19 protein-coding genes are annotated in these 23781 nt (G+C 61.9%); 14 read left to right on the top strand and 5 right to left on the bottom strand.

Annotated elements, in window-relative coordinates; translation table 11 throughout:
* Positions 1-204 precede the first annotated feature (204 nt).
* On the bottom strand, positions 205-1176 hold the full coding sequence (locus tag AB5Y48_RS08910) for a Gfo/Idh/MocA family protein (RefSeq protein WP_368164238.1): 972 nt from the start codon (positions 1174-1176) through the stop codon (positions 205-207).
* A gap of 382 nt (positions 1177-1558) precedes the next feature.
* Here AB5Y48_RS08910 and AB5Y48_RS08905 point away from each other — a divergent pair, with 382 nt between their 5' ends.
* Positions 1559-3460 (top strand): fructose-specific PTS transporter subunit EIIC, encoded by a 1902-nt coding sequence (locus AB5Y48_RS08905; RefSeq protein ID WP_136613016.1) that lies wholly within the window; start codon positions 1559-1561, stop codon positions 3458-3460.
* A gap of 60 nt (positions 3461-3520) precedes the next feature.
* On the opposite strand, the gene AB5Y48_RS08900 is transcribed toward AB5Y48_RS08905, so the two are convergent.
* A complete protein-coding gene (locus AB5Y48_RS08900; protein ID WP_224159514.1) occupies positions 3521-4858 on the bottom strand; it encodes a protein-tyrosine phosphatase family protein in 1338 nt (445 codons plus the stop codon).
* Positions 4859-5050: 192 nt separating this feature from the next.
* Between AB5Y48_RS08900 and AB5Y48_RS08895 the strand changes: the two genes are divergently transcribed.
* A complete protein-coding gene (locus tag AB5Y48_RS08895) occupies positions 5051-5461 on the top strand; it encodes a CesT family type III secretion system chaperone (protein ID WP_050666029.1) in 411 nt (136 codons plus the stop codon).
* Positions 5462-5525: 64 nt separating this feature from the next.
* Here AB5Y48_RS08895 and AB5Y48_RS08890 read toward each other — a convergent pair whose 3' ends face one another.
* Entirely contained in the window at positions 5526-6803 is a 1278-nt protein-coding gene (locus tag AB5Y48_RS08890; protein ID WP_368164237.1) for an NAD(P)/FAD-dependent oxidoreductase, read from the bottom strand.
* A gap of 235 nt (positions 6804-7038) precedes the next feature.
* Between AB5Y48_RS08890 and AB5Y48_RS08885 the strand changes: the two genes are divergently transcribed.
* The 8 genes from AB5Y48_RS08885 to AB5Y48_RS08850 all read left to right on the top strand — a co-directional run bounded on the left by AB5Y48_RS08885 (position 7039) and on the right by AB5Y48_RS08850 (position 15402).
* Positions 7039-8427 carry a glutamine synthetase family protein gene (locus AB5Y48_RS08885; RefSeq protein WP_050666027.1) on the top strand — a complete coding sequence of 463 codons (1389 nt, stop codon included), beginning with the start codon at positions 7039-7041 and terminating at the stop codon, positions 8425-8427.
* A gap of 11 nt (positions 8428-8438) precedes the next feature.
* Positions 8439-9887: an NAD-dependent succinate-semialdehyde dehydrogenase gene (locus AB5Y48_RS08880; protein WP_224159512.1), complete on the top strand. Its 1449-nt coding sequence runs from the start codon at positions 8439-8441 to the stop codon at positions 9885-9887.
* Positions 9888-9940: 53 nt separating this feature from the next.
* Positions 9941-11227: a 4-aminobutyrate--2-oxoglutarate transaminase gene (gene gabT / locus AB5Y48_RS08875; protein ID WP_368164236.1), complete on the top strand. Its 1287-nt coding sequence runs from the start codon at positions 9941-9943 to the stop codon at positions 11225-11227.
* Positions 11228-11591: 364 nt separating this feature from the next.
* Complete coding sequence (locus AB5Y48_RS08870) at positions 11592-12941, top strand: APC family permease (RefSeq protein ID WP_050666079.1); 1350 nt, start codon at positions 11592-11594, stop codon at positions 12939-12941.
* Between the two features lie 254 nt (positions 12942-13195).
* The gene (locus tag AB5Y48_RS08865) at positions 13196-13327 is read left to right on the top strand and encodes a hypothetical protein (RefSeq protein ID WP_263434456.1); all 132 of its coding nucleotides are present in this window, start codon (positions 13196-13198) and stop codon (positions 13325-13327) included.
* Positions 13327-14673 carry an APC family permease gene (locus AB5Y48_RS08860; RefSeq protein ID WP_368164235.1) on the top strand — a complete coding sequence of 449 codons (1347 nt, stop codon included), beginning with the start codon at positions 13327-13329 and terminating at the stop codon, positions 14671-14673. Before AB5Y48_RS08865 ends, AB5Y48_RS08860 begins: the two co-directional genes overlap by 1 nt.
* A gap of 89 nt (positions 14674-14762) precedes the next feature.
* Positions 14763-15062: a DUF723 domain-containing protein gene (locus AB5Y48_RS08855; protein WP_368164291.1), complete on the top strand. Its 300-nt coding sequence runs from the start codon at positions 14763-14765 to the stop codon at positions 15060-15062.
* A gap of 16 nt (positions 15063-15078) precedes the next feature.
* The gene (locus tag AB5Y48_RS08850) at positions 15079-15402 is read left to right on the top strand and encodes a hypothetical protein (protein WP_368164234.1); all 324 of its coding nucleotides are present in this window, start codon (positions 15079-15081) and stop codon (positions 15400-15402) included.
* Positions 15403-15479: 77 nt separating this feature from the next.
* Here the strand turns inward: AB5Y48_RS08850 and AB5Y48_RS08845 are convergent, their stop codons facing one another.
* Positions 15480-15776, bottom strand: coding sequence for a hypothetical protein (locus AB5Y48_RS08845; RefSeq protein ID WP_136613011.1), 297 nt, complete (start codon positions 15774-15776; stop codon positions 15480-15482).
* Between the two features lie 220 nt (positions 15777-15996).
* Here AB5Y48_RS08845 and AB5Y48_RS08840 point away from each other — a divergent pair, with 220 nt between their 5' ends.
* From AB5Y48_RS08840 to AB5Y48_RS08830, 3 genes are all read left to right on the top strand, one after another.
* On the top strand, positions 15997-17151 hold the full coding sequence (locus tag AB5Y48_RS08840; protein ID WP_050666021.1) for a Na/Pi symporter: 1155 nt from the start codon (positions 15997-15999) through the stop codon (positions 17149-17151).
* 156 nt (positions 17152-17307) lie between these two features.
* The gene (locus tag AB5Y48_RS08835) at positions 17308-19401 is read left to right on the top strand and encodes a hypothetical protein (protein ID WP_050666020.1); all 2094 of its coding nucleotides are present in this window, start codon (positions 17308-17310) and stop codon (positions 19399-19401) included.
* A gap of 772 nt (positions 19402-20173) precedes the next feature.
* Positions 20174-20587 (top strand): GNAT family N-acetyltransferase, encoded by a 414-nt coding sequence (locus AB5Y48_RS08830; protein ID WP_136613009.1) that lies wholly within the window; start codon positions 20174-20176, stop codon positions 20585-20587.
* Positions 20588-20852: 265 nt separating this feature from the next.
* Here AB5Y48_RS08830 and AB5Y48_RS08825 read toward each other — a convergent pair whose 3' ends face one another.
* Positions 20853-21149 carry a YciI family protein gene (locus AB5Y48_RS08825; RefSeq protein WP_368164233.1) on the bottom strand — a complete coding sequence of 99 codons (297 nt, stop codon included), beginning with the start codon at positions 21147-21149 and terminating at the stop codon, positions 20853-20855.
* 608 nt (positions 21150-21757) lie between these two features.
* Here AB5Y48_RS08825 and AB5Y48_RS08820 point away from each other — a divergent pair.
* On the top strand, positions 21758-23716 hold the full coding sequence (locus tag AB5Y48_RS08820) for a M4 family metallopeptidase (RefSeq protein ID WP_368164232.1): 1959 nt from the start codon (positions 21758-21760) through the stop codon (positions 23714-23716).
* Positions 23717-23781: the final 65 nt, after the last annotated feature.

The raw sequence follows: 23781 nt of genomic DNA, 5'->3' as shown, positions 1-23781 counted from the left end.
AGTTTCTTTTATCACCTCTTCAATTTTACTACACCTTTTTTCCGACCAAGATGCAGGCATCCCCATCCTGGAGTGCCATCATGAACGATCATATCTACCCCCACCGCCACTGGCTCAGACCCCGTCATCACCCCTGCCCAGTGGTAGAGACCGGCAGGCCTCCCCTGACACGCAGAGTGCTGGCAAGGCTCCTTGCTCTCTTCCTCAGGCGCCCCAGAGCCGTGGTTCCTGCCTGCTGCCGGCAGCGCCCTCTCTAGCTGGGGTGCCAAGGCGCGCTGCCCTCGCCACCAGCTGCTCGGCCAGTCGATGGCTATGCAGGTAGGAGTCGACAAGCCCGGTGTCGGCGACCCCGCCATCGATCTGCCGATACCAGTGCTCGAGCATGGGGGCGAAGCCGCGCTGGGCCAGCACCGGCTGCCAGTCCCCCGGCTCCAGCCGCTGCACCACCCCGCCACGGGCCAGGGTGCCGCGGGTACAACTCTCAAGATGCAGCGAGAGATCCTCTCCATAGGCGCTGATGCGCTCCTCGGTGACCCCGGCACTGCGGTTCATGCTGCCGCCGATGGCGCGCCCGTCGCTCTCCCAACTGACGCTCACCGCGGCCAGCAGGTGTGGGTCCCGGGATGAGGTGCGCAGCACCGAATGAACCTCGCCTTGTGGCACGCCACCAAAGTGACAGAGGGCATCGAGCACATGGATAAAGTCGTCAAACACAAAATCTCGCGCGACGCCCGGCAAGGCGTGACGGTGCTTGTGCCAGTGCAGCTCGGTCAGTGGCTGGCAGCGCGCCGCCTCCATGGCCGGCAGATAACGACGATTAAAGCCGACAAACAGGGGACAGTTGCGGGCCAGGGCCAGCTCGCACAGACGCTCGGCCTGCTCGGCGCTGTCACACAGGGGTTTGTCCACGAAGGTGGGGATCCCCGCTCCCAGGGTGGCCCTCGCCAGCTCGTCGTGGACCCGGGTGGCGGCATGGATCATCACCGCATCGGGGCGGGCGGCCAGCAAGGCGTCCAGGTCGGTAAACAGCTCGGGGATACGATACTGCCGGCCGAGGTGTGCCAATGTCTCGGGATGACGGGTGCACAGCAGCGGGGTGACCCGGGCGTCGACGGCGAGCAGGGGCAGGTAGGCCTTTTGGGCAATGTCGCCGAGGCCAATCATGGCAATGCGCATGGAAACTCCTTGATGCAGGTGACGGGGCAGCATAGCACGCCTCTGGCGAGCCAATCCCGTGCGCGGGATCACACTCCCACGGCTCTGAAAATGCCACAAATTTACAATTTCTCTTTTCCCTTCCCCTGCCGCTCATGGCCCATGCCAGCTCTTAAACGTCCTGGTGACAGGATGTAACTCATTGATTAATGTCGGCAACAAGCATCAAAAGGAACCATAAGAGGCTACCACTATGGTTGCGACCTGGATCACAGCCACGGACAAATGACACAAAAATCCAGTTAACGGCACGAATATGCGATTTTTTACCCCCCCCCTGGCGCGAAATAATAGGCTCGAGAAAAACGATTCACGCGTACTGCACACGAGAGGGGAGAGCGTCATGATCACCACATTGATCAACCGGCAGCTGATCTGTCTGGATCTGGCCGCCGGGAGCAAGGAAGAGGTCTTCACCGAGATGGCCCGCATGCTCAAGGAGCAGGGGAAAATTGGGGACGAGCAGCAGTTTGTCGCCGATCTCTGGGCTCGGGAAGAGCTCGATAACACCGGCTTCGAGGAGGGGATCGCCCTGCCCCACGCCAAGAGCGGCGCCGTCATCACGCCAGCCGTGGCCATCGGCATCAGCCGCCAGGGGATCGACTATGGCGCCGAAGATGGCCAGCCATCACGCCTCTTTTTCATGATCGCCTCCCCCGCCGGTGGGGCCAACCACCATATCGAGGTACTGGCCGAACTCTCGTCCAAGCTCATCGAGCCGGGCTTTGTCGAGCGCCTGATGCAGGCCAAGGATGCGGACCAGGCCCTGGCCCTGCTGCTCGCCGAGAAGCAGGAGCAGGCTACCGGCAGCGCCGATCAGGGCTTTCTTATCGGGGTGACCGGCTGCCCCGCCGGCGTGGCCCACACCTATCTGGCGGCCGAGTGCCTGGAGAAGGCGGCAGCCGAGTTGGGATACGCCATCAAGGTGGAGACCAACGGCTCCATCGGGGTAAAGAATGCCCCCAGCACCGAGGAGATCGCCCGGGCGAGCGCCATCATAGTCGCCTGCGACAAGCAGGTGGATCTCGATCGCTTCGCCGGCAAGCCCCTGGTCAAGACCGGGGTCAAGGCCCCCATCAAGGATGGCAAGGGGCTGATCGAACAGGCGCTCAAGGCTCCCGCCCACGTGGCTGGCGGAACCAAGAAGAGCGAGGAGAAGAGCAGCAGCGGCAGTTCGGATCTCTACCGCTATCTGATGAACGGTGTCTCCCATATGATTCCGTTTGTCGTGACGGGCGGTTTGCTTATCGCCCTGGCCCTGGCCATCGGCGGCGTGCCGACACCGGCGGGCATGCAGATCCCGGAAGGGAGCATGTGGAACCAGATCCTCAACGTGGGTGTGGCCGCCTTTACCCTGATGATCCCCATCTTGGCTGGCTATATCGCCTATGCCATCGGTGATCGTCCGGCCCTGGCGCCGGGCTTTATCGGCGGCTGGATCGCCAACAATGGCAGCTTCTACGGAGCCGATGCCGGTACCGGCTTTATCGGTGCCATCATCGCGGGCCTCCTGGTCGGCTACCTGGTGCGCTGGATTGCGACCCGCAGCTACCACAAGATGGTGCAGCCGCTGGTGCCGATCCTGATCGCCCCTATCGTCGGTTCACTCTTTATCGCCGCCGTCTTTATCTTCATCATCGGAGCCCCCATCGCCGACATGATGACCGGCCTCAACGCCCTGCTCCTCTCCATGAGTGGCGGTAGCCTGGTGCTGCTCGGCATCGTGCTCGGGGGCATGGCGGGCTTTGATATGGGTGGCCCGGTCAACAAGGTGGCCTTCCTCTTCTCCGTCGGCATGATTGCCTCCGGCCAGACCCAGTTTATGGGGGCCATGGCCTGCGCCATCCCGGTTGCGCCGCTCGGCATGGGCATCGCCACCGTACTCGGTCGCAAGCTCGGCATCTTCGACAAGAGCGAGATCGAGGCGGGCAAGGCGGCCGGCGCCATGGGCCTGGTCGGTATCTCGGAAGGGGCAATCCCGTTTGCCGCCCGCGACCCGCTGGCCGTCATTCCGGCCAACGTGCTGGGCAGCATGGTCGCCGCCGTCATGGCCTTCCTGTTTGGCATCACCAACAGCGTCGCCCACGGCGGCCCCATCGTGGCCCTGCTCGGAGCCATGAACAAGCCCCTGCTGGCCCTGCTCTGCATGGTGACCGGTGCCGTTATCACCGGCATCACGGCGGTAGCCCTGAAAAAGCTGCGCCTGAAAAAGAGCCAGGAGGTCGCGCTGGCCAAGGCCGCCTGATCGCGCCATAAAGGTGCCATAACGAAGAGGCCACCCCGGGGTGGCCTCTTCTCCTGCCACTTAGGCACGCAACAAAGAACGCCCTTGCTGCTGAGCCAGATTGACCAACTCGTCAAGCTGACCCTGAGTCTGAACCATGATGCCGTTTCGATGCTGGCGCATCTCACCCACCACATCTTCAACACTCAGAGCCCCATTGCGGGGGTCATTCATGGCCATGGTCCCAATCACCTGACCGGTGCGTCCTACCCCGGCGCGGCAATGGATAACCGGCAGTAACTTCTTGTCGTCACCCACGGCCGAGCTACCAGCTCTGGTGTACATATCCTTCTTTTCCTGAGTGGTCTGTTCAAGAAGCCTCGCCAGGTTATCGCTAACGTCAGTCCCTACCGCTTGCTTATCCGGCCAATTGCTTACGTGTACCACGGGCACCATAATCCCCTTCTTACCGGAATTGGGCTGAGAGAGTGTCATATGGTAAACATCAGCCTGGATGCCTCGTCCCAAGTCGACGGAGTGGTGAAGAGCAGACTTCACCTTCATCTGGCCATATTGGCCATCCTGACGGAAGTAATCGGGCATCTTGTTACCCGGTGTGTCGATCTCGCTCGCGGAAGCCAACACCGCCAGCACCGGAGTCCGGTTATCAAACAGCATCTGCATGTGGCTCTCAAGTTGAGCCTGCAACGGATACTGACAGGCGATGGAACGATGGGCCCCGACCTGCACATAGTTGGCGTTGAGATCCTCGCGTACGGCAGTCGCCTTGTTGGCCTGAATGTCTCTGAAGCGATTCACCCCGCTCCCCTGCTGATAACGGTCAGGATCATTGCCCGGTGAGAGTTGATCCTGCAGCGCCTTGAGGCGGTCGCTGAGCTGTTGTTTCTGAGCGGAACCATAAGGATCTGCAGGCGGGGCCGCTACCAACCGCGGAGCAGTTCCCATCAGACGTTCATGCTGATGGGCCAGTGCGGGTCGGTCGGTCCGGACAGGCGCGCTACGCGGGGGAAGCGGGGGAGCCTCCTCACGACCTTGCTGACGCAGTGCCGCATCAAGCAGAATCTTGGCATCTTTCAGGGTGAGCTGATCGCTGTGCAATCCACGAAGTTGAACCCCCTTGCCATCATAATGCAGCTCAAAATTGCTCTGGGCATAGCGGCTTCCCTCAGTCAAACCACGCACCTCACCATCGTTAAGAGAGACATGCTGTAGATGTTTGAGCACCTCCTGGGCAAAAGCCCGCTCTGTCGGTCTGGCTCCGCTCGATACGGTTAGCCCCTGAAAAGAGCCCTCTTTATGGGCGGCAAGAGAATCGTTTTTGAATTTACCGGTCAGTTCACCATTGTTCTGAGCCAGCTGGGTGACCTTAGAGTGCAGGGCTTGAAGAGATAATGTCATATGAACCTCAGCTTATGTTGTCGAGCCGCGAGTATAAGAAGCTTTCCAAATCTCTCTTTTCAGTCATGGCCGGTTTTTTTTAGCCCTGCTACAAAATGGCGGAAAGCGATAAAACGACGACAGGGAGTGACAAAGGAGGGGGGGCTTTTTCGGTAGTTTGCTCCCACAAATCACAGGTAAAGAGACGCGAACATGAGCGAACGATTTAATGCCACCCTGGAGGCGCTGGGTAAGCAACTCGGGATCGAACTGATTGCCGAAGCGGGGATAGCCAGTCTGACCCTCGATGGTGAGCAGGTGATCCACCTTGCCCCCCTGGGTGAGGATCAATTGGCAATGTTTGCCCGAGTACAACCGCTGGAGAATGAGCAACAAGCGGTGACTCTGTTGCAGAGAAACCTCTTCTCGGAACATTGCAATCATCCCCGAGTCGGCCTGTCGCCAGACAATCATCTTATCGCTTGGAGCCAGCACGCCCTAAAAGATATGGATGGCGTGGCCCTCTACCAGGCCCTCAGTACCTTGCTGGCCTTCGCCGATGCCCTTGCTTCGACCACACCTGCAACAGAGCCGGTATCCCCTCCCGCCAGTGTCAGGGTCTGATTCCCGCGTTCCTGTATAAAAAGAGGAAGGCCACCCCTGGGTGGCCTTCTTCATGATTGAGGGATTAGACCCCCAGGCTGTCGCGCAGACTGTACCAGACGGCCCCCATGGCGGTGAGGGGGACTCGCAGCAGCCGCCCGCCGGGGAAGGGGTAGTGGGGCAGGCGGGCGAAGGCATCGAAACGCTCGGCCTGACCGGCCAGGGCCTCGGCCAGCAGCTTGCCGGCCAGATGGGTGCAGGTGACCCCGTGGCCGCTGTAACCCTGCATGTAATAGATGTTGCTGCCAATGCGGCCAAACTGGGGCAGGCGCGACAGGGTCAGCAGGAAGTTACCGGTCCAGGTGTACTCCACCTTGACCCCGGCCAACTGGGGGAAGGTCTTGAGCAGCTTGGGCATGATAAGGCGCTCGATATCCGCCGGATCCCGTGCCCCATAGACCACGCCCCCCCCGTAGATGAGACGGTGATCCCCTGTGGTGCGATAGTAGTCGAGCAGATAGTTACAATCCTCGACACAGTAGTTTTGAGGCAGCAGCTCGCGTGCCCGCTCCTCACCCAGCACCTCGGTGGCCACCACCTGGGTGCCACACGGCATCGATTTGGCGGCAAGCTCGGGCACCAGATTGCCCAGGTAGGCGTTGCCGGCCACCACCACGAAGCGGGCCTTCACCGTCCCCTGCGCGGTCTTCACCAGCACCCGCTCCCCCGGCACTATATCGGTCACCGGAGATTGTTCGAAGATGCGGCCTCCCAGGCTGCGGATCGCCTCTGCCTCCCCCAGGGCCAGGTTGAGGGGATGGATGTGGCCTCCCCGCTTGTCGAGCAGGCCGCCCACGTAGCGCTCGGTCTGAACCACATCGCGGATCCCCTCTTTGTCGAGCAGCTCCATCTGATCGTTGCCCCAACGCCCCCAACGCTCCTTCTGGGCCTTGAGCTCGTGCAGTTGCTTCTCGGTATCGGCGGCAAACACCCCCCCCTGACGGAAGTCACACTGGATCTGATAGCGCTCGATCCGCTCGCGGATGATATCTCCCCCCTCGAACAACATGTTCCCGAGCAGGCGAGCCTGCTCCGGTGGGCAGTTGCGCTCTATGGTGTCGATGTCGCGACTGTAGGAGTTGACTATCTGCCCCCCGTTGCGGCCGCTGGCCCCAAAGCCGATGCGTGCCGCCTCCAGCAGCACCACCTGATAACCCCGCTCGGCCAGGTGCAGGGCACTGGAGAGGCCGGTATAGCCTCCGCCCACCACACAGACATCGCACTCCTGATCACCGGTCAGGGTGGGCCAGGGCGCATGGGGGTTGGCACTGGCGGCGTAGAAGCTCTTCACATGTTCGGTCATATCCCTTGTCCTTGCGGGCCGAACCTGCGGCCCATGTTCGCTATATCCAACGGGCCGAATGTTCAGTATTCTGCACACCCTTGGCAGAGCACTACCCACTCAAGGCCCCCGAATAGGCTCATTTCTAGCATGGCGCCCCCCAAAATTTCAAATATATTTAACACTTGCAAAACATTTGCCGCCATCTTAAGGTCATATCATGCTCAATATTTTTGACAGTCGATGAAGGTGATCTATGACAGACACGACCAGGGACGGCGTGCGAAGTCCGTTCATGGAAGAGGCGGCCGCCTTCTTCCAGCAAAACCCCGATCTGCAATATATGGATATGTTGTTGCCTGACTTGAACGGCATACTCCGCGGCAAGCGCATTCCCATTGGTTCCCTGGAAAAGCTCGAGAAGGGTTGCTACTTCCCCGTCTCGGTGTTTGCCCTCGATATCAACGGCAATACGGTTGAAGAGGCGGGGCTTGGTCAGGATCTGGGCGAACCCGACCACCGCTGTATCCCCATTCCCGGCACCCTGATGCCGGCGGCGAGCGACCCGGAGCGGGTCGGGCAGATGTTGCTCACCATGCTCGACGACGACGAGAGTGCCCTCAATATCGAGCCGCGCAACATCCTCAAGCGCCAATGGGAGGCCCTCAAGGCCCAGGGCGTTCACCCGGTGGTGGCGGTGGAGCTGGAGTTCTATCTCATCGACCGGGAGCGGGATGAGGATGGACGCATCCAACCCCCCTGCTCACCGGTGACCCAGCGCCGGGACATCGGTGCCCAGGTCTACTCGGTGGACAACCTCAACGACTTCGACGACTTCCTGCAAGAGGTTCACTCGGTGGCCGAGCAGCAGGGCCTGCCCCTCGACGGGGCCGTGGCCGAGGCGGCCCCGGGTCAGTTCGAGATCAACCTGCGCCATACCGATGACGTGCTGGCCGCCTGCGATCAGGCCCTGGCCCTCAAGCGCCTCATCCACGGGGTGGCCGAGCGCCACGAGATGGAGGCCACCTTTATGGCCAAGCCCTACCCGGATCAGGCGGGCAGCGGCATGCATATCCATATCAGCATCGTCGACAAACAGGGCAACAACCTCTTCTCCGACGCCGAGGGGGACGACTCGCCCCTGCTGCTCCATGCGGTGGCGGGCATGATAGACCTGCTCCCCTCTTCCATCGCCCTGCTCGCTCCCAACGTCAACTCCTACCGCCGTTTCCAGCCCGGCATGTATGTGCCCCTGCACGCCTCCTGGGGTCACAACAACCGCACCGTGGCCCTGCGCATCCCCTGCGGCGATCGCCAGGACAGGCGCATCGAGCACCGGGTGGCCGGCGCCGATGCCAACCCCTATCTGGTGGTGGCCACCGTGCTGGCGGCACTGCAACACGGCCTCGACAACCGGCTGCAACCCCCGCCTCCCGTGGTGGGCAACGGCCTCATCGTCGAGGGCGACAGCTTCCCCTTCCGCATGAGCGACGCCCTGACCGCCTTCGAGGAGTGCGATGTCCTCAAGCGCTATCTGGGGGAGGAGTTCTGCCACATCTATTACATCTGCAAAAATGACGAGCTGCTCCAGTTCGAGCGCCACGTCACCGAACTCGAGCTCAACTGGATTTTGAAAACAACCTGAGGTTTCCCACCATGCAGCATACCCTCATCAAGTCCCAGGCCTATCTGGATGGCCACTGGTGCCCGGCCGCCAGCGGCCGCACTCTGGATGTTCTCAACCCCGCCAGCGGCGCCGTCATCACCCAGGTGCCCGATATGAACGGTGAGGATACCCGCCGCGCCATCGAGGCGGCCCACCGGGCCCAGGGACCCTGGGCGGCCCTCACCGCCAAGGAGCGGGGCAACCGACTGCAAGCCTGGTTCCAGGCCATCACAGAGAACGGCGAAGAGCTGGCCCGCATCATGACCTGCGAGCAGGGCAAACCCCTGGCCGAGGCACGCGGTGAGGTGGCCTACGGGGCCAGCTTCATCCAGTGGTTTGCCGAAGAGGCCAAGCGCGCCTATGGCCGCACCATACCGGGCTTTAGCGCGGATCGCCGCCTGGCTACCATCAAGCAACCGGTCGGGGTGGTCGCCGCCATCACCCCCTGGAACTTCCCCATCGCCATGATCACCCGCAAGGCGGGTCCGGCGCTGGCCGCCGGTTGCACCATCGTCATCAAACCCGCCGCCGAGACCCCCCTGTGTGCCCTGGCCCTGGCGGCCCTGGCCGAGCAGGCGGGCATCCCGGCCGGCGTCATTAACATCGTCACCTCGGCCCATGCCAGCGAGGTGGGGAGCGAACTCACCGCCAACCCCCTGGTGCGCAAGCTCTCCTTCACCGGCTCCACCCGCATCGGCAAACAGCTGATGCGCCAGTGCGCCGACACCATGAAGCGCCTCTCTCTGGAGCTCGGTGGCAACGCCCCCTTTATCGTCTTCGATGATGCCGATCTCGACGCCGCCGTCGCCGGCGCCATCGCCTCCAAGTTTCGCAATGCAGGCCAGACCTGCGTCTGCGCCAATCGCATCCTGGTTCAGTCCGGGGTGCACGATCAGTTCATCGAGCGCTTCCAGGCTGCCATCGCCGCCCTCAGGGTGGGCGATGGCATGGGCGACGGGGTCCAAATTGGCCCCCTCATCAACCCGGCCGCCATCAACAAGGTCGAGAGCCTGGTCGCCTCGGCCCGGGATGCCGGCGCCCACCTGGTATGCGGGGGGAGTCGCCACGACGCCGGTGCGCTCTTCTATGCCCCGACCCTGCTGACCGGCGTCCGCCCCGGCAATCCCATCCTGGATGAGGAGATCTTCGGTCCGGTCGCCCCTGTGGTGTGCTTCGAGAGTGAAGAGGAGGCCATCGCCCTGGCCAACGACACCCCCTATGGCCTCGCCTGCTACTTCTATGGCCGTGACATCGCCCGGGTCTGGCGAGTGGCCGAGCGCCTCGAATATGGCATGGTCGGCATCAACGAGGGGATCATCTCCACCGAGCTGGCCCCCTTCGGTGGCATCAAGGAGTCGGGTCTGGGCCGCGAAGGGGCAGCAGAGGGACTCGAAGAGTACCTTGAGACCAAATATCTCTGCTTTGGCGGCATCCGCTAATTCACCACGACATCTGCCGGGGGCGAGGGCCCCCGAGCATTCAGGGAGGAATCATGAGTCAATCGAGCAACCAACAGTGGCAGGCCCGCCGTGAGGCCGCCGTGGTTCAGGGCGTGAGCACCCTGCTGCCCGCCTTTATCGAGCGCGCCAGCAACGCAGAGCTGTGGGATGTGGAGGGCAAGCGCTATATCGACTTCGCCTCCGGCATCGCCGTGCTCAACACGGGCCACAACCATCCCAAGGTGATCGCCGCGGTGCGCGATCAGCTGGAGAAATTCAGTCACACCTGCTTCCAGGTCACCCCCTACCCGGGCTACATCGAGCTTGCCGAGCGGCTCAATGCCCTGGTACCCGGCCCCACCCCCAAGCGCACCCTGTTTCTCTCGACCGGGGCCGAGGCGGTGGAGAACGCCATCAAGATAGCCCGCGCCCACACCGGACGCAGCGGCGTTATCGCCTTCAAGGGGGGCTTTCACGGTCGCACCATGATGGGCATGGCCCTCACCGGCAAGGTGGTTCCCTACAAGGTGGGCTTTGGCCCCTTCCCCGGTGAGGTCTACCACCTCCCCTTCCCGGCCGACTATCTGGGGGTGAGCGAGGAGAGTGCCCTCACCGCCCTGGAGGGGCTCTTCGCCGCCGACATCGAGCCGGCCCGGGTCGCCGCCATCATCATAGAGCCGGTACAGGGTGAAGGGGGCTTCTACCCCGCCTCTCCAAGCTTCCTGCAGGCCCTGCGCCGGGTCTGCGACCAGCACGGCATCCTGCTTATTTGCGACGAAATACAAACCGGCTTCTGCCGCACTGGCAAGACCTTCGCCACCGAGTACAGCGGCATAGAGCCGGACATCATGACCCTGGCCAAGAGCCTGGCCGGGGGCTTCCCCCTCTCGGCCGTGGTGGGCAAGAGCGAGGTGATGAACGCCGCCAAGCCGGGCGGTCTCGGCGGCACCTATGCCGGCTCCCCCATCGCCTGCGCCGCCGCCCTGGCGGTACTCGATGTGCTCGAGGAAGAGCAGCTCAACCAGAAGGCCCAGGCCCAGGGCGAGCTGATCAAGAGCCGGCTGCATCGCATAGGCGAGCGTTTTGACTGCATAGGTCAAATTCGTGGCCCCGGCGCCATGGTGGCCATGGAGCTGGTGAAAAACGGGGATGCCGGCCAGCCGGATCCCGATCTCACCAAGCGCCTGGTGGCCGAGGCGGGCAAGCGCGGTCTTATCCTGCTCTCATGCGGGGTTCGCGCGAATGTTATCCGTTTCCTGGCCCCCCTGACGGCCCCTGTCGCACTGCTGGAAGAGGGGCTGGCCATCCTGGAGCAATCCCTGGAGGCCGCGCTGGCCTGACCAGCGTGAAAGTGACCGCTTACCACTGCAAAAAAATGCATTTTCGCCCCCTTTTGTGCTTGTCAAGGGGGCATCACGAATGCACAATGCGCCACCGCAGAAAGAGCCGGTGTCGAGTCGTACACCGGTTCTTTTTTTGCGGTACACAAATCCATAACGAGGCCGGCATCAACCGGAAAAGATAGCGAGATTGGCAGCAATCTCACGACACCCGCTGTTTAGTGAGGAACATCATGGGGAATATCATTGCTTTCCTGCCGGCCCACGCCGGTTTGCGCCATCCTGGCGCCCCCGATGCCGGGATCCGCTTCCCGGGTATGTTTGTGAAAGGTTCTGCCCGGAACCTTTGCGAGGAGAAAGCATGATGGCGACCCAACCGGTCGGTCTGAAGAAGACCCTCAAGCTGTGGCACGTGGTGATCATGGGCCTCGCCTATCTGACTCCCATGGCCGTCTTCGATACCTTCGGCATCGTCACCGAGATCACCGAAGGGCACGTTCCCACTGCCTATCTGTTTGCCCTGATCGGCATGCTCTTCACCGCCCTGAGCTATGGCCATCTGGTGCGCAAGTTTCCGTCGGCAGGCTCCGCCTACACCTATGCCCAGAAGGTGTTTCACCCCTATGTGGGCTTTCTGGTGGGCTGGGTCTCCCTGCTCGACTACATGTTCATGCCCATGATCAACATGTTGCTGGCCAAGATCTATCTGGAGGCCCTGTTCCCGAACGTGGAGCCCTGGACCTATATCTTCGGCCTGGCCGCCGTGATGACCGCCCTCAACCTGCGCGGCATCAAGCTGGTGGCCAACTTCAACAGCCTGATCGTCATGATGCAGTTCAGCATCATCGCCGTCTTCATCGCTCTTATCGCCTGGGGTGTCTATAACGGCGAAGGGCTCGGCACCCTGGCCAGCAGCCGCCCCTTCTTCTCCGAGCAGATGCACATCAGCCCGCTGCTGACCGGCGCCTCCATCCTCTGCCTGTCGTTTCTTGGCTTTGATGCCATCAGCACCCTCTCGGAAGAGACCCCGGATGCGGATCGGGTGATCCCGCGCGCCATCGTGCTCACCGCGCTGATCGGCGGCGTGCTGTTTGTCTCCACCTCCTACTTCCTGCAGCTCTTCTTCCCGGACATCTCCCGCTTCCAGCATCCGGATGCGGTGCTGCCGGAGATCGCCCTCTACGTGGGTGGTACCTTCTTCCAGGCCGTGGTACTGGTCTGCACCACGGTGGCAGTGCTCGCCTCCGGGCTCGCCTCCCATGCGGGCGTCTCCCGCCTGCTCTATGTGATGGGGCGTGATCGCGCCCTGCCGCGCCGCTTCTTCTCTTATGTCCATCCCAAGTGGCAGACCCCGGCCTGCAACGTGCTGCTGGTGGGCGTGCTGGCCCTCTCCGCCGTCTCCTTTGACCTGGAGATCGCCCTGGCCCTGATCAACTTCGGCGCCCTGGTGGCCTTCACCTTCGTCAACCTGGCGGTGATTGCCCACTTCTATGTGAAGCTGGGTCGCAACAAGACGCTGAAAGACCATCTGACCTACCTGCTGCTGCCCCTGTGCGGTGCGGCCTGTATCGGGGTGCTCTGGCTCAATCTGGAGCCCGCCTCCTTCGAGCTCGGGCTGATCTGGGCCGCCCTCGGCGTTATCTATCTGTTCCTGCGGCTGGCGGTATTCCGCATCCCGTTCCGGGCGCGCGAAGAGGCCGAGGCAGTGCAATAAATCGACCACAAGGAGCCTGCGGGCTCCTTGTTCGTTTCCCCCTCCCGGGAGGGGCGGAAAAATGCGATCTGGCGCCCATTTTTGCTTGTCTGCCCACCCCTGCGAATGCACAATACGCCCCCCATCGAAGGACCGATGCCCAACCGGCATCGGTTCTTTCTTTTATGGGACCAAGACCACCACCCAAGAGGCCGGAACCGTTCCGGAAGTGATACCGAGATTGGCTGCAATCTCTCGTTGTAGATGAGGAATAAATGGGGCGTTTTACTGCTTTTGTGCCGGAATGTGCCGGCCTGCGCCTCCCCGGCGCTCACGATCTCCAGGCGGCCCCCTGCCGCACCCGATTCATCTCCCTGACGGGAGAGAGCACGGAGGAGACCCGATAATGGCTGCACAAGGCGCCAAGCTGCTCAAGACCCTGACCCTGGTCCAGGTGATCGTCATGGGTCTGGCCTATCTGACCCCCATGGCCGTGTTCGATACCTTTGCCATCGTCGGCGAGATCACCGACGGTCGCGTCGCCACCGCCTACCTGCTGGCGCTGGGCGGCATCCTGCTCACCGCCTTCAGCTACGGCCACCTGGTGCGCAAGTTCCCCTCCGCAGGCTCTGCCTATACCTACGCCCAGAAGGTGTTCAACCCCTACATCGGCTTCATGGTCGGCTGGTCTTCCCTGCTCGACTATATGTTCATGCCGATGATCAACATCCTGCTGGCCAAGATCTATCTAAGCGCCCTGTTTCCGGGGATCGAGCCCTGGGTCTTCATCTTCGCTCTGGTGACCGTGATGACCTTCCTCAACCTGCGCGGCATCAACCTGGTGGCCAACTTCAACGGCGCCATCGTCCTCATCCAGCTGGCCATCATCACCGTCTTTATCGGCCTGATGGGCTGGGGCATTTATCACGGCGAAGGGGCCGCCACCCTGGTGAGCAGCCGGCCGTTCCACTTTGAGTCGGCCGGCATGGTGCCGCTCTTTACCGGTGCCACCATCCTCTGCTTCTCCTTCCTCGGCTTCGACGGCCTGAGCTCTCTTAGTGAAGAGACCCCCAATGCCGGCAAGGTGATTCCCAAGGCGATCGTACTGACCGCCCTCATCGGCGGCGTCATCTTCGTGGTGGTCTCCTACTGTCTGCAGCTCTATTTCCCGGATCTGGCCCGCTTCAGGGAGCCGGACGCCGTGCTGCCGGAGATCGCCCTCTACGTGGGCGGCACCCTGTTCCAGAGCGTGGTACTGGTGTGCACCACGGTAGCCGTGCTGGCCTCCGGCATGGCCGCCCACGCCGGCGTGTCGCGCATCCTCTATGTGATGGGGCGCGATCGCATGATCCCGGAGCGGGTATTCGGCTACATCCACCCCAAATACCGCACCCCGGCCATCAACGTGCTGATGGTGGGCGCCCTGGCCCTCTCCGCCGTGTCGTTCGATCTGGACATGGCGCTGGCGCTGGTGAACTTCGGTGCCCTGGTGGCCTTCACCTTCGTCAACCTCTCGGTGATCGGTCAGTTCTGGGTGCGCGAGAAGCGTAACAAGAGCTTGAAAGATCACCTGCTCTATCTGCTGCTGCCGCTGCTGGGCGCCGCCACCATCGGGGCCCTGTGGATCAATCTGGAGCAGAGCTCACTCGAACTGGGCCTCATCTGGGCTGGTATCGGCGCCACCTACCTGTTCCTGCGTCTGGCCGTGTTTCGTGTCCCGTTTCGTCAGTACGAAGAGCTGGATGCCCGCTAAGGGACTCCCTCTGATAACAACGGCGACCCTCTGGTCGCCGTTTTCATTGCGCCCTCTGGCATCCCCGATCCTTTCCAACACGGCTCGATATCGGCAGCGGCCTCTTTTTCATAAAAAGACGATGCCCGGTGACATCCCGGTGTCCAATAAACGGCTATCTTGTCCTCTTCCGGCCCCCGGGGATGATGGCGTCTCGTACAGGCAATCCGAGTTGCACACTGGAGACATCAGCAGGGATGAAAAAAGGACCTGAACAGAACCTTTCTCATTTACCCACAAAAATGCACACAACGGCGACACCTCAGTCTCCGATTAATTACCATCTCGCAACATGTTCACCCCCAGGTCCCCGCTTCCGATCCCCGGTTCGGCCGACCCGTTTTTGTTAGATACAGGCTAGTTATCATGATTATTTTTACCGCCGACTCCGTACGCCACATCACCAAGCTGCTCGACGGGCAGCCAGTCGATTATCTCTTTTTCAACGATGGAGCACTCACACGCAAAGTGGTCAAGATCACCCGGGTCTGTGAAGAGTTCGATTGCAACGGGTTGACGATGGAGGTGCCACTGGGTTACCACCTGAAACTGGAGGATGGCAAGGTGATGGGTTTAGCCCTCGATGCAAGCGGCACTCCTCACACAAAGGAGGCCATCTCGGCGATTCAGGAGGAGCCCGGCTCGCTCAAATCCTGGATTGAGGCAGGAGTAGACCGCTATCACTTCTGACAGGGCAAGCCGCGGCTCGCAGAGTGAGTCACTTCGCATGCCGCCCTGTCATGAGAGGGGGTGCCAGCCCCCTCTCTTCACTGCCGAGTCAGGGCCTCTTCGGCCGAGCGAAGCGGTTTGTCGGTGACCTTCTCCAGCTTCTCGTGCCCCGCCTCTATCTTGTCCCCGGCCCCCTCCTTGACCGCCTTCACCTCTTTCCTGGCCTGCTCACTCTTCTGCTCGACCAGGTCCTCTGCATCACAGCGACCTTTCACCCCGACGGCAGCATTCATCGCCCCATTTTTGGCCACCTTCTCCAGGGTACAGTCGGGCTTGAGCAGATTCGCCTGGGCAGTGCCCATCACCAGCAACAGAGGGATCATCAGGTATCGCATCGCGAGACTCCATCAGGGTAGGAAAACCGCCAGCCTAGAGGGGGCGATGACAGGATGCAATCCCGCCGGCGTGATGGATGAGCCGGGGCCCCGTCGAGCCGCCAGAAAATGTCATCGAACCATCATCAAAACGTCAAAGTGTAATAAAAGCGTCATAAACCCCTGCTGTAATGCGCCCGACTTCAGCTACCCGACGGCCCGACCGTCCCAAGAGGCTTCAATGCACAGCGAACACACCCAGTCCCAAGTCCAGCACCGTTCTTACGGCCAACTGCTCAACTGGGCCAGCGTCATTGCCCTGGTCTATCTCATCCTGGTCGCCGTCGCCGCCGTCTCCCACGGCTTCAAGGGCTTCTCCGGTGGCGCCGAAGGGGCCGCCCAGATCTTCGCCTTCGCCAGCAACCCCTTCGTGGCCCTGCTGCTCGGTATCCTGGCCACCGCCCTGGTGCAATCGTCCAGCACGGTCACCTCGGTCATCGTCGGCCTGGTCGCCGGTGGCCTGCCCATGGCCATGGCCATCCCCATGGTGCTGGGTGCCAACCTCGGCACCACCATCACCAACACCATCGTCTCCATGGGCCATGTGCGCAACCGCGAGGAGTTTCGCCGTGCCTTCGCCGCCGCGACCGTGCACGACTTCTTCAACCTGATGGCCGTAGCCATCTTCCTGCCCCTGGAGCTCGCCTTCGGCCTGCTCTCCCACAGCGCAGAGGCCCTCGCCAACCTGCTGGTGGGCAGCAGCAACCTCTCCATGAAGGGGATGGACTTTATGAAGCCCCTGACCGCACCGGCCATGGATCTTATCGACGGGATCACCGCCTTCCTGCCCGGCAAGGGCCCGGCCCTGGCCACCATCGCCATCGGTATTCTGCTGATCCTCGGCTGCGTCACCTGGCTCGGTAAGGTATTGCGCTCCGTGCTGGTGGGCCGCGCCAAGGAGCTGCTGCACAAGGCGCTGGGCCGTGGCCCGATCGCCGGTATCACCTCCGGAGCCCTGGTGACCATCATGGTGCAATCCTCCTCCACCACCACCAGCCTGATGATCCCCCTGGCCGGCGGCGGTGTCTTCACCACCCGCCAGCTCTACCCCTTCACCCTGGGCGCCAATATCGGCACCACCATCACGGCCCTGCTGGCGGCGACCGCCATCACGGGTGAGGGTGCTCACCTGGCCCTGACCGTGGCCCTGGTGCACGTGCTGTTCAACATCTTCGGCGTCCTCTTTATCTATGGCTTGCCCTTCCTGCGCGACCTGCCGGTGCGTGCCGCCGAGAAGCTGGCCGAGGTGGGCAGCGAGAACAAGCTGCTGGCCATGGGCTATGTGCTGGGACTCTTCTTCGCCCTGCCGGGCATGATGATGATGCTGGCCAAATAAACGGCGTGGCAGATGACGGCGACCCCTGGGTCGCCGTTTGCATTTGGGGATCAGTCACGAGTCGGACCGACGTCCTCCCGATTCTTCGACTAAGGTTAACAGGCAGCGCAAAGTTGCTGATTTATATGCACTCCCAGATGCAGAGGACGCCAATTCATGACAGAGCACACCGATCACCTGCCCGGCGAAGGCATGGTCGAGCCGGCCCCGACCGGTAACCGCTATCTCTACTACACGGAAGGGGATCTCGCCCGCATTCTCGATAACCTCGAACAGCTTCGCCAGGCGGTCTTTCCCACCGTACCGGGGGGCGCTGAAGAGACCTCTCAACCCCCTCACAGTTTCCCTTCTGTCTGCCTGGTCGGCCTGGGGCGATGCGGCTCCAACATAGCCCAGGATGTGGCCTCTCTGGTCTACAACGCGCGCAGCTTCTACCTCAACGAGTTCAATAGCGAAGAGCAGCGCAAGCGAGAGAAGGAGTTTGGCCCGGTGCGCTGGATCCGTCGCAACCTGCGCCTGCCCCATCACGGCGCCCGCCCCGTCTTTCTGATCGAGCCCATGGTGATGCTGGGAGACCTCGACAAGGACATCGACGGTCGAATTCGCCACTCCAACCGCGGGGGTGAGGGGGGGTTTCTGCGTGATTACGCCAAGATGCGGGTCATGGATCTCTCCGAGATCCATGCGGGGGGCGCCGGTAACGCCCCCATCCTCGGTCAGTACCTGGCCAAGATCATCCTCAACAAGAGCCCCCACTACTTCTCCAACTCCCAGTGGCAGGCCATCCACACCTATCTGGTGGATTCGTGCGGCATCAAGGCCAACCAGTCTCGTCTCTACTTCTACATCTTCAGCGCCGGCGGTGGCACCGGCTCGGGCATGGCCTCCGAGTTCGGGCTGGCCCAGCAGTACTCCTACATGAGCAAGACCTTCTCCCCCCCGTCAGAGGAGCAAGAGCCCCTCTCCCTCGGGGAACACTTCATGTTCGACCCCATCTTCACCAGCGGGATCTGCATCCTGCCCAACATCTGCGATCGGGGCATCGAGATCTCCGAAGCACTGCATATCAACGCCGGGCGCCTGCTGTGCAAATACCTCTCCGAGGAGTGGGACTTCTCCTATCACTTCGACAACGAGGTGTCGGGAGATACCACCATGCTGCAGCGGATCCGCCCCTGGAACGCCATGATGCTCATCTCCAACGACATCATGCGCTACGCCGAGCAGAGCGACGACGGGGATATCCAGCATGTAGACGTCAACACCATGGAGAAGTACGCCAACCAGTACATCTCCCAGCAGATCTTCAACATATTGACCGCCCAGGCCGTCACCACCGACTACGACGAGAACTATTTCCGCCGCGCCGGCATCGACATCAGCGAGACCATCCGCCTCGATGCCAACGACCTCTTCATGAGCCTGGCCGGGCCGGTCGCCGTCGCCTATGCGGAGTCGGTCTCCCCCGAGGAGGGGCTGTTCGACCGGGAGGGGGGGCTGAACGTGGACGATCTCTTCACCCGCTCCATCCAGCTGCCCCACTTCAACAAGACCACCCAGGCCATCGAGGGGATCAGCCTGCTCCCCATCGAGGCGGAGCACTATCAGGAGTATCTGGACGACTATGTGCAAAGCGGTCACAACCCGACCCGCCTCAACGATCTGCACTTCTTCAAGAACTGCTCCTCCATCGTCTCGATCATCTCCCTGCCCAAGGAGTACAAGCTCTCCTACGTGGATCTCAACCGGCTCAAGTCTCATCTCAACGGGCTCTTCCCCAACACCACCCTCAAGCGCTACGCCCTGGTGATCGGTGCCTCGGCCAACATCTCCCTGACCACCCTGATCGTCAAGAGCCCCTGCCTGAGCGATGACTTCCTTACCCTGATCGTCGCCTTTATCAAGCGCTGCTTCGCCCGGGATCACTACCGCTTCGACGATCACCTCGACAAGGCGATCCTCGATCTGATCCAGGATGACCAGTGGGATGCCGAAGCGCTGGACGACATGCTCAACGAGTTCGAGAACCCGGCCAAGATCCTCGACACCAACTGGTACGCCATCAAGCCCATGTACGAGAAGAAGTACCGGGAGCTGATTCGCGAGAAGGAGAAGTATGTCTCCATCAACGACATTCGCCTCAGCCGCGAATGCGTCAAGAAGGCGGTCCTCTATCTGCGCGAGATCTACCGCCACAAGGTCAGCAAGACCCGGATCCTCTCCCTCAACCCGAGAAAGAGTGGCGCCTGAACGACGCCTTGACCCAGGAGGCGCGGTATCGACCGCGCCTTTTTATTTCTGCGCCTTGGGCATTTGCGGCTACGCCGAACACGGGAGGCGCTCGGCCAAGCTCCTTGCCTGTGGCATGCCCTTTGATGCGGCTGCGCCGCATGGGGGGTTCGCCCGCCCACCAGGAGGAGCTCGGTCGAGCTCCTTGCCTACGACGGGCACCCTGCATGCGAGGGCGCTGCCCTCGAAAGGGTTTCGCCCGCCCTGCGGGCTGTGGCGAGTGACTTTTCTTTGCGTAGCCAAAGAAAAGTCACCAAAAGAAAGGCCACCCCCGCTGATTCGCTCTCCTTCGTCGAGTACCCTCGCCTCAGCCATCAGGCCGACGGCACGCGCCGACGGTCCATCCTTGGACCGCCGCCCCTCGCTCGACATCCCTGTCTCGCGACCTGGCCTGATGGCTTCAACTCGGCGAATCAGAGGGGGAACCAATACCCTGCCCCACGGATACTCTTACCGATACGGGATGCATTGATGTAGCCACTGATCGTCCCTGACCTTGCGCCCTCCCCTCGGCGGATTGAAGGGGGAGCCAATACCCTGCCCCGCTGATGCCCTTGCTAAGACTTGATGCATCGAAGCCGCTACTGAGCGCTTCTGACACAGTACCCTCCCCTCGGCGGATTGAAGGGGGCTCCACTCTTCGCCCCTTAGCGGCGCGGCCTCCCTCTTGCCTTTTGGTGCAAAGAGTGGGCATATCACCCCTCTGTTACCCCATCACGGATGAGCCCACATCATGGATATTGACTACCGTATCAACCACCCCGTCACGGCCGAGCAGTTTGTCGCCTTGCTCAAACGCACCAGCCTGGGGGCCAGGCGCCCTATCGAGAATGCGGCCACCATAGCCGGCATGCTGGAGCACGCCGACCTGCTGATCACCGCCTGGTCGGGAGAAGAGCTGGTGGGGGTGGCCCGCTCGGTGACGGACTTTCACTACTGCTGCTACCTGTCGGATCTGGCGGTCGCCGATGAGATGCAGGCAAGAGGCATCGGCAAGGCGCTGATCCGCCACACCCTCGAGGCGCTGCATCAGGGGTGCAAGCTGATCCTGCTTGCCGCCCCCCAGGCCACCGGATATTACCCCAAGCTAGGCTTTAGCGCCCATTCCAGCGCCTGGACTATCGCCAGCGCCGAGGAGTTGGTTTAGCCGGTCGCTGCCCCGGCCAAAGGGAGGGACACCCTAGCCCCCGGCGAGCCAACAAGGCACCGCTCGACACCCAAAGACACCAGGGGGGGCTCCCTGTTTTGGGAAATCGCGTCATTTTTCCCCAATCCGTATAAGTATCCGCCCCTGTGCTTGGGTAACGTGATGGCACAGGGTGATGCCGTGCATCACCCGATAAACCCGTTAAGGAACCGAGCGATGAAAAAGGTATGTGTGGTGACGGGCGCCTCTTCCCGCACGGGGTCGCTTATGGCAAGGCGATGCGAAACGGCCACAGACGCGCCAGCATCACACCCTGCACCACAGCCGGGTCTCCCTCCATCACGGCCCTGGCGGCTGGCTCATCGACAGCCTCGAAGATCACCAGGCCGAAGGTGTCGGGCCCCTCGTCCAGTGTCCGGCCAGCCAGCCGTACCACACCGCGCCGGCTCAACGCCTCCAGATAGGTAAAGTGGGCGGCGATATGGGCCGCCTCAGTCGGGGTTGGGCCTGTGACCAACAGATCGCCCCGGGCCGGTGTGAGTCGATACAGGTAGTGCGCCATCGCCATCTCCCAAGCAGCTCGCCCGCGGGCTCCCGCTCAACTTAACATGACGGTGCCACCTAGAAAGCGATGGGCGTCACCGCCCTGCGCAGCGGCCTCTTCGCGGCGTTGGCCAATAGCGGTTGCCGCAGGCCACCACCAAAAGAGGGCTTCCATTCACCGCCCCATATTACCGGCGAAAATACAAGCCTTTTAGAGCGGAACTATCAAGATGGGTGAAAGAGAGATAATGACAAACGAACCATTAAACCGCCTCCACCTCAATGGTCAGACCTGATGCCACAGGAATAATAAAAAGGGAATAAACCAAGCCCGAAGGGGGCTGGAGCAGAGCGCAAAAAAATAACAATAAAAGCAGTAAGTTCATATAAGAAACAGCTAATCACCAATTCATCAATCCCTGTTATTTCATGGGGTTACCGATGTCAATTGACACACCTTTCAACTTACCACGCCTCACGATGGCAATACCCTTTACCAGGTGCGGGGATATGGCTGTCGGTCACCGATAAGCAACCCGCTCTGTTTCCAGTATCGTCTATTCCGGCCACGACATCGCAGGCCCTTCCTGCCTGTGGATATGCGTGCCAAACCATAAGGAACCGGTCATGAAATATTTCCCCTGCGGCGTCCTGCTGCTGTCACTCCCCTCGATGGCGGCCGACCTGATCGACATCGCCGACCTGGCTATCACCCCCTTCGCTGCCCCAACGGGCAAGGATTCCCTCGCCTTTCGCGAGGAGCAGAGGCTCACCATCGGCGACCAGACCTGGAGCCGGCAGCAGCAGCTCTATCAAGGGATCCCCGTCTACGGCCACTCCATCGTTCAGGGCTCGGGCAAGGGGGTGCTGCTGGCGCGGGAAGGGAAGGTGGTCACCGCCATCGGCGAGGATATCGACTCGACCACCCCCACCCTCGGTGAGCGAGAGGCCATCGACATCGCCGAGGCCGAGCAGGGTGTCGCCGGCGGCGATGCCGCCAACGTCCGCCTCCTGATCACCCTCGATGGGGAGCAGAAGGCACGTCTGGCCTATCTGGTCGATTTCCTCTATCCGAGCGGCGATGGGCTGGCCCGCCCCTTCACCCTGATCGACGCCCACAGTGGCGAGGTGCTGGATCGATGGGAGGGGCTCACCCGCCAGGAGGCCAGAGGCTATGGCGGTAACCAGAAGAGCGGGCGCTATGACTTCAGCCCGGGCAGCAGCTATGGCCCCATGACGGTGAGCCCGGATTGCCGCATGGAGACTCCCCAGGTACGCACCATCGATATGGGTCATCAGCAGTATGGCGGCCAGGTCCATCGTTTCAGCTGTCCCGTCAACAGTGCCAGGCCGGTCAATGGCGCCTACTCCCCCCTCAACGACGCCCACTACTTCGGGCAGAAGGTGTTCGATCTCTACCGGGAGTGGCTGGGGGTCAACCCCCTGCGCCAACAGCTGGTGATGCGGGTGCACTACGGCTATCAGTACGGCAACGCCTTTTGGGACGGGCGGCAGATGACCTTCGGCGATGGCAACGCCTACATGTATCCTCTCGCCACCTGGGATGTGATCGCCCACGAGGTGAGCCACGGCTTCACCGAGCAGAACTCGGGGCTGGAGTACAGGGGCATGTCGGGGGGGATCAACGAATCCTTCTCCGACGTATCGGCCGCCGCCCTGGGGCAATATGTCCATGGCAGCTTCAACTGGAAGATGGGTGAGCACGTCATGAAGCAAGCCGAGGCGATGCGCTATTTTATCCAGCCGAGCCGGGACGGCGCCTCCATCGATCACGCCAGTCGCTACTACCCCGGCATGGATGTACACCACAGCTCGGGGGTCTTCAACAAGGCCTTCTATCACCTGGCCACCACTCAGGGGTGGGATATTCGCAAGGCCTTTACCGCCTATGCCACCGCCAACCGGCTCTACTGGGGACCGGCCACCGACTTTCAGCAGGGAGCCGACGGAGTATGCAAGGCAGCAGCCAAGCTTGGCTACCCGACCGGGGACGTGGCCAACGCCTTCGCCCAGGTCGGCGTGCAGACCAGCCAATGCCAGGGGGGCGATCCCCGGCCAGAGCCCACCCCCGAACCCCAGCCGCCCCGGGATCTCGAGGCTGACCGCCCACTCCCCCTCTCCCTCGCCCAGGGTGAGGAGCGACACTTTCGCATTCCCGTCACCGGCGCCGGCATGATCTGGCTGCAGACCTATGGCGGCAGCGGCGAGGTGGATCTCTACGCGGCCCTGGATCAGGCCCCCTCGACCAGTCGCTATGACTGCCGCTCGGCCAATCAGGGCAATGACGAGGCCTGTGGTTTCGAAGGGGTTGAGGGACAGACCCTCTATCTGATGGTGCGCGGCCGCGCCAACCACAGCAGCACCTATCTGCTGGCCACCCAGGAGGAGGCACAACAGGGCTGCAACCAGCTGCCCCAGTGGAGCCCCTACAGCTTCTACCGCAGCGGCAGCGAGGTCACCTATCAGGGCTATCGCTTCATGGCTCTCGCCGACAACTGGGGAGCCGATCCCTTCGCCAACCCCTGGCTCTGGTACTATCTGGCACCCTGTGACCAAGCCGGGTGACGCCCCCCATCAGGAGGAGCTCGGTCGAGCTCCTTGCCTACGACGAGCCTCTCGATGCGGCTGCG

The sequence above is a fragment of the Aeromonas sp. R6-2 genome (genome assembly GCF_040908155.1).
Taxonomy (GTDB): domain Bacteria; phylum Pseudomonadota; class Gammaproteobacteria; order Enterobacterales; family Aeromonadaceae; genus Aeromonas; species Aeromonas schubertii.
The sequence above is the reverse complement of the archived record's forward strand: the minus strand, read 5'-3'. Positions and strand labels throughout refer to the sequence as shown.

Excerpts from the sequence above, each read along its gene's own strand:
- AB5Y48_RS08850 (WP_368164234.1), top strand. The coding sequence starts at position 15,079 with ATGATTATTTTTACCGCCGACTCCGTACGCCACATCACCAAGCTGCTC.
- AB5Y48_RS08880 (WP_224159512.1), top strand. The coding sequence starts at position 8,439 with ATGCAGCATACCCTCATCAAGTCCCAGGCCTATCTGGATGGCCACTGG.
- AB5Y48_RS08885 (WP_050666027.1), top strand. The coding sequence starts at position 7,039 with ATGACAGACACGACCAGGGACGGCGTGCGAAGTCCGTTCATGGAAGAG.
- AB5Y48_RS08890 (WP_368164237.1), bottom strand. The coding sequence starts at position 6,803 with ATGACCGAACATGTGAAGAGCTTCTACGCCGCCAGTGCCAACCCCCAT.
- AB5Y48_RS08870 (WP_050666079.1), top strand. The coding sequence starts at position 11,592 with ATGGCGACCCAACCGGTCGGTCTGAAGAAGACCCTCAAGCTGTGGCAC.
- AB5Y48_RS08860 (WP_368164235.1), top strand. The coding sequence starts at position 13,327 with ATGGCTGCACAAGGCGCCAAGCTGCTCAAGACCCTGACCCTGGTCCAG.
- AB5Y48_RS08910 (WP_368164238.1), bottom strand. The coding sequence starts at position 1,176 with ATGCGCATTGCCATGATTGGCCTCGGCGACATTGCCCAAAAGGCCTAC.
- AB5Y48_RS08900 (WP_224159514.1), bottom strand. The coding sequence starts at position 4,858 with ATGACATTATCTCTTCAAGCCCTGCACTCTAAGGTCACCCAGCTGGCT.
- AB5Y48_RS08845 (WP_136613011.1), bottom strand. The coding sequence starts at position 15,776 with ATGCGATACCTGATGATCCCTCTGTTGCTGGTGATGGGCACTGCCCAG.
- AB5Y48_RS08895 (WP_050666029.1), top strand. The coding sequence starts at position 5,051 with ATGAGCGAACGATTTAATGCCACCCTGGAGGCGCTGGGTAAGCAACTC.
- AB5Y48_RS08825 (WP_368164233.1), bottom strand. The coding sequence starts at position 21,149 with ATGGCGCACTACCTGTATCGACTCACACCGGCCCGGGGCGATCTGTTG.
- AB5Y48_RS08840 (WP_050666021.1), top strand. The coding sequence starts at position 15,997 with ATGCACAGCGAACACACCCAGTCCCAAGTCCAGCACCGTTCTTACGGC.
- gabT (WP_368164236.1), top strand. The coding sequence starts at position 9,941 with ATGAGTCAATCGAGCAACCAACAGTGGCAGGCCCGCCGTGAGGCCGCC.
- AB5Y48_RS08865 (WP_263434456.1), top strand. The coding sequence starts at position 13,196 with ATGGGGCGTTTTACTGCTTTTGTGCCGGAATGTGCCGGCCTGCGCCTC.
- AB5Y48_RS08835 (WP_050666020.1), top strand. The coding sequence starts at position 17,308 with ATGACAGAGCACACCGATCACCTGCCCGGCGAAGGCATGGTCGAGCCG.
- AB5Y48_RS08830 (WP_136613009.1), top strand. The coding sequence starts at position 20,174 with ATGGATATTGACTACCGTATCAACCACCCCGTCACGGCCGAGCAGTTT.
- AB5Y48_RS08820 (WP_368164232.1), top strand. The coding sequence starts at position 21,758 with ATGAAATATTTCCCCTGCGGCGTCCTGCTGCTGTCACTCCCCTCGATG.
- AB5Y48_RS08905 (WP_136613016.1), top strand. The coding sequence starts at position 1,559 with ATGATCACCACATTGATCAACCGGCAGCTGATCTGTCTGGATCTGGCC.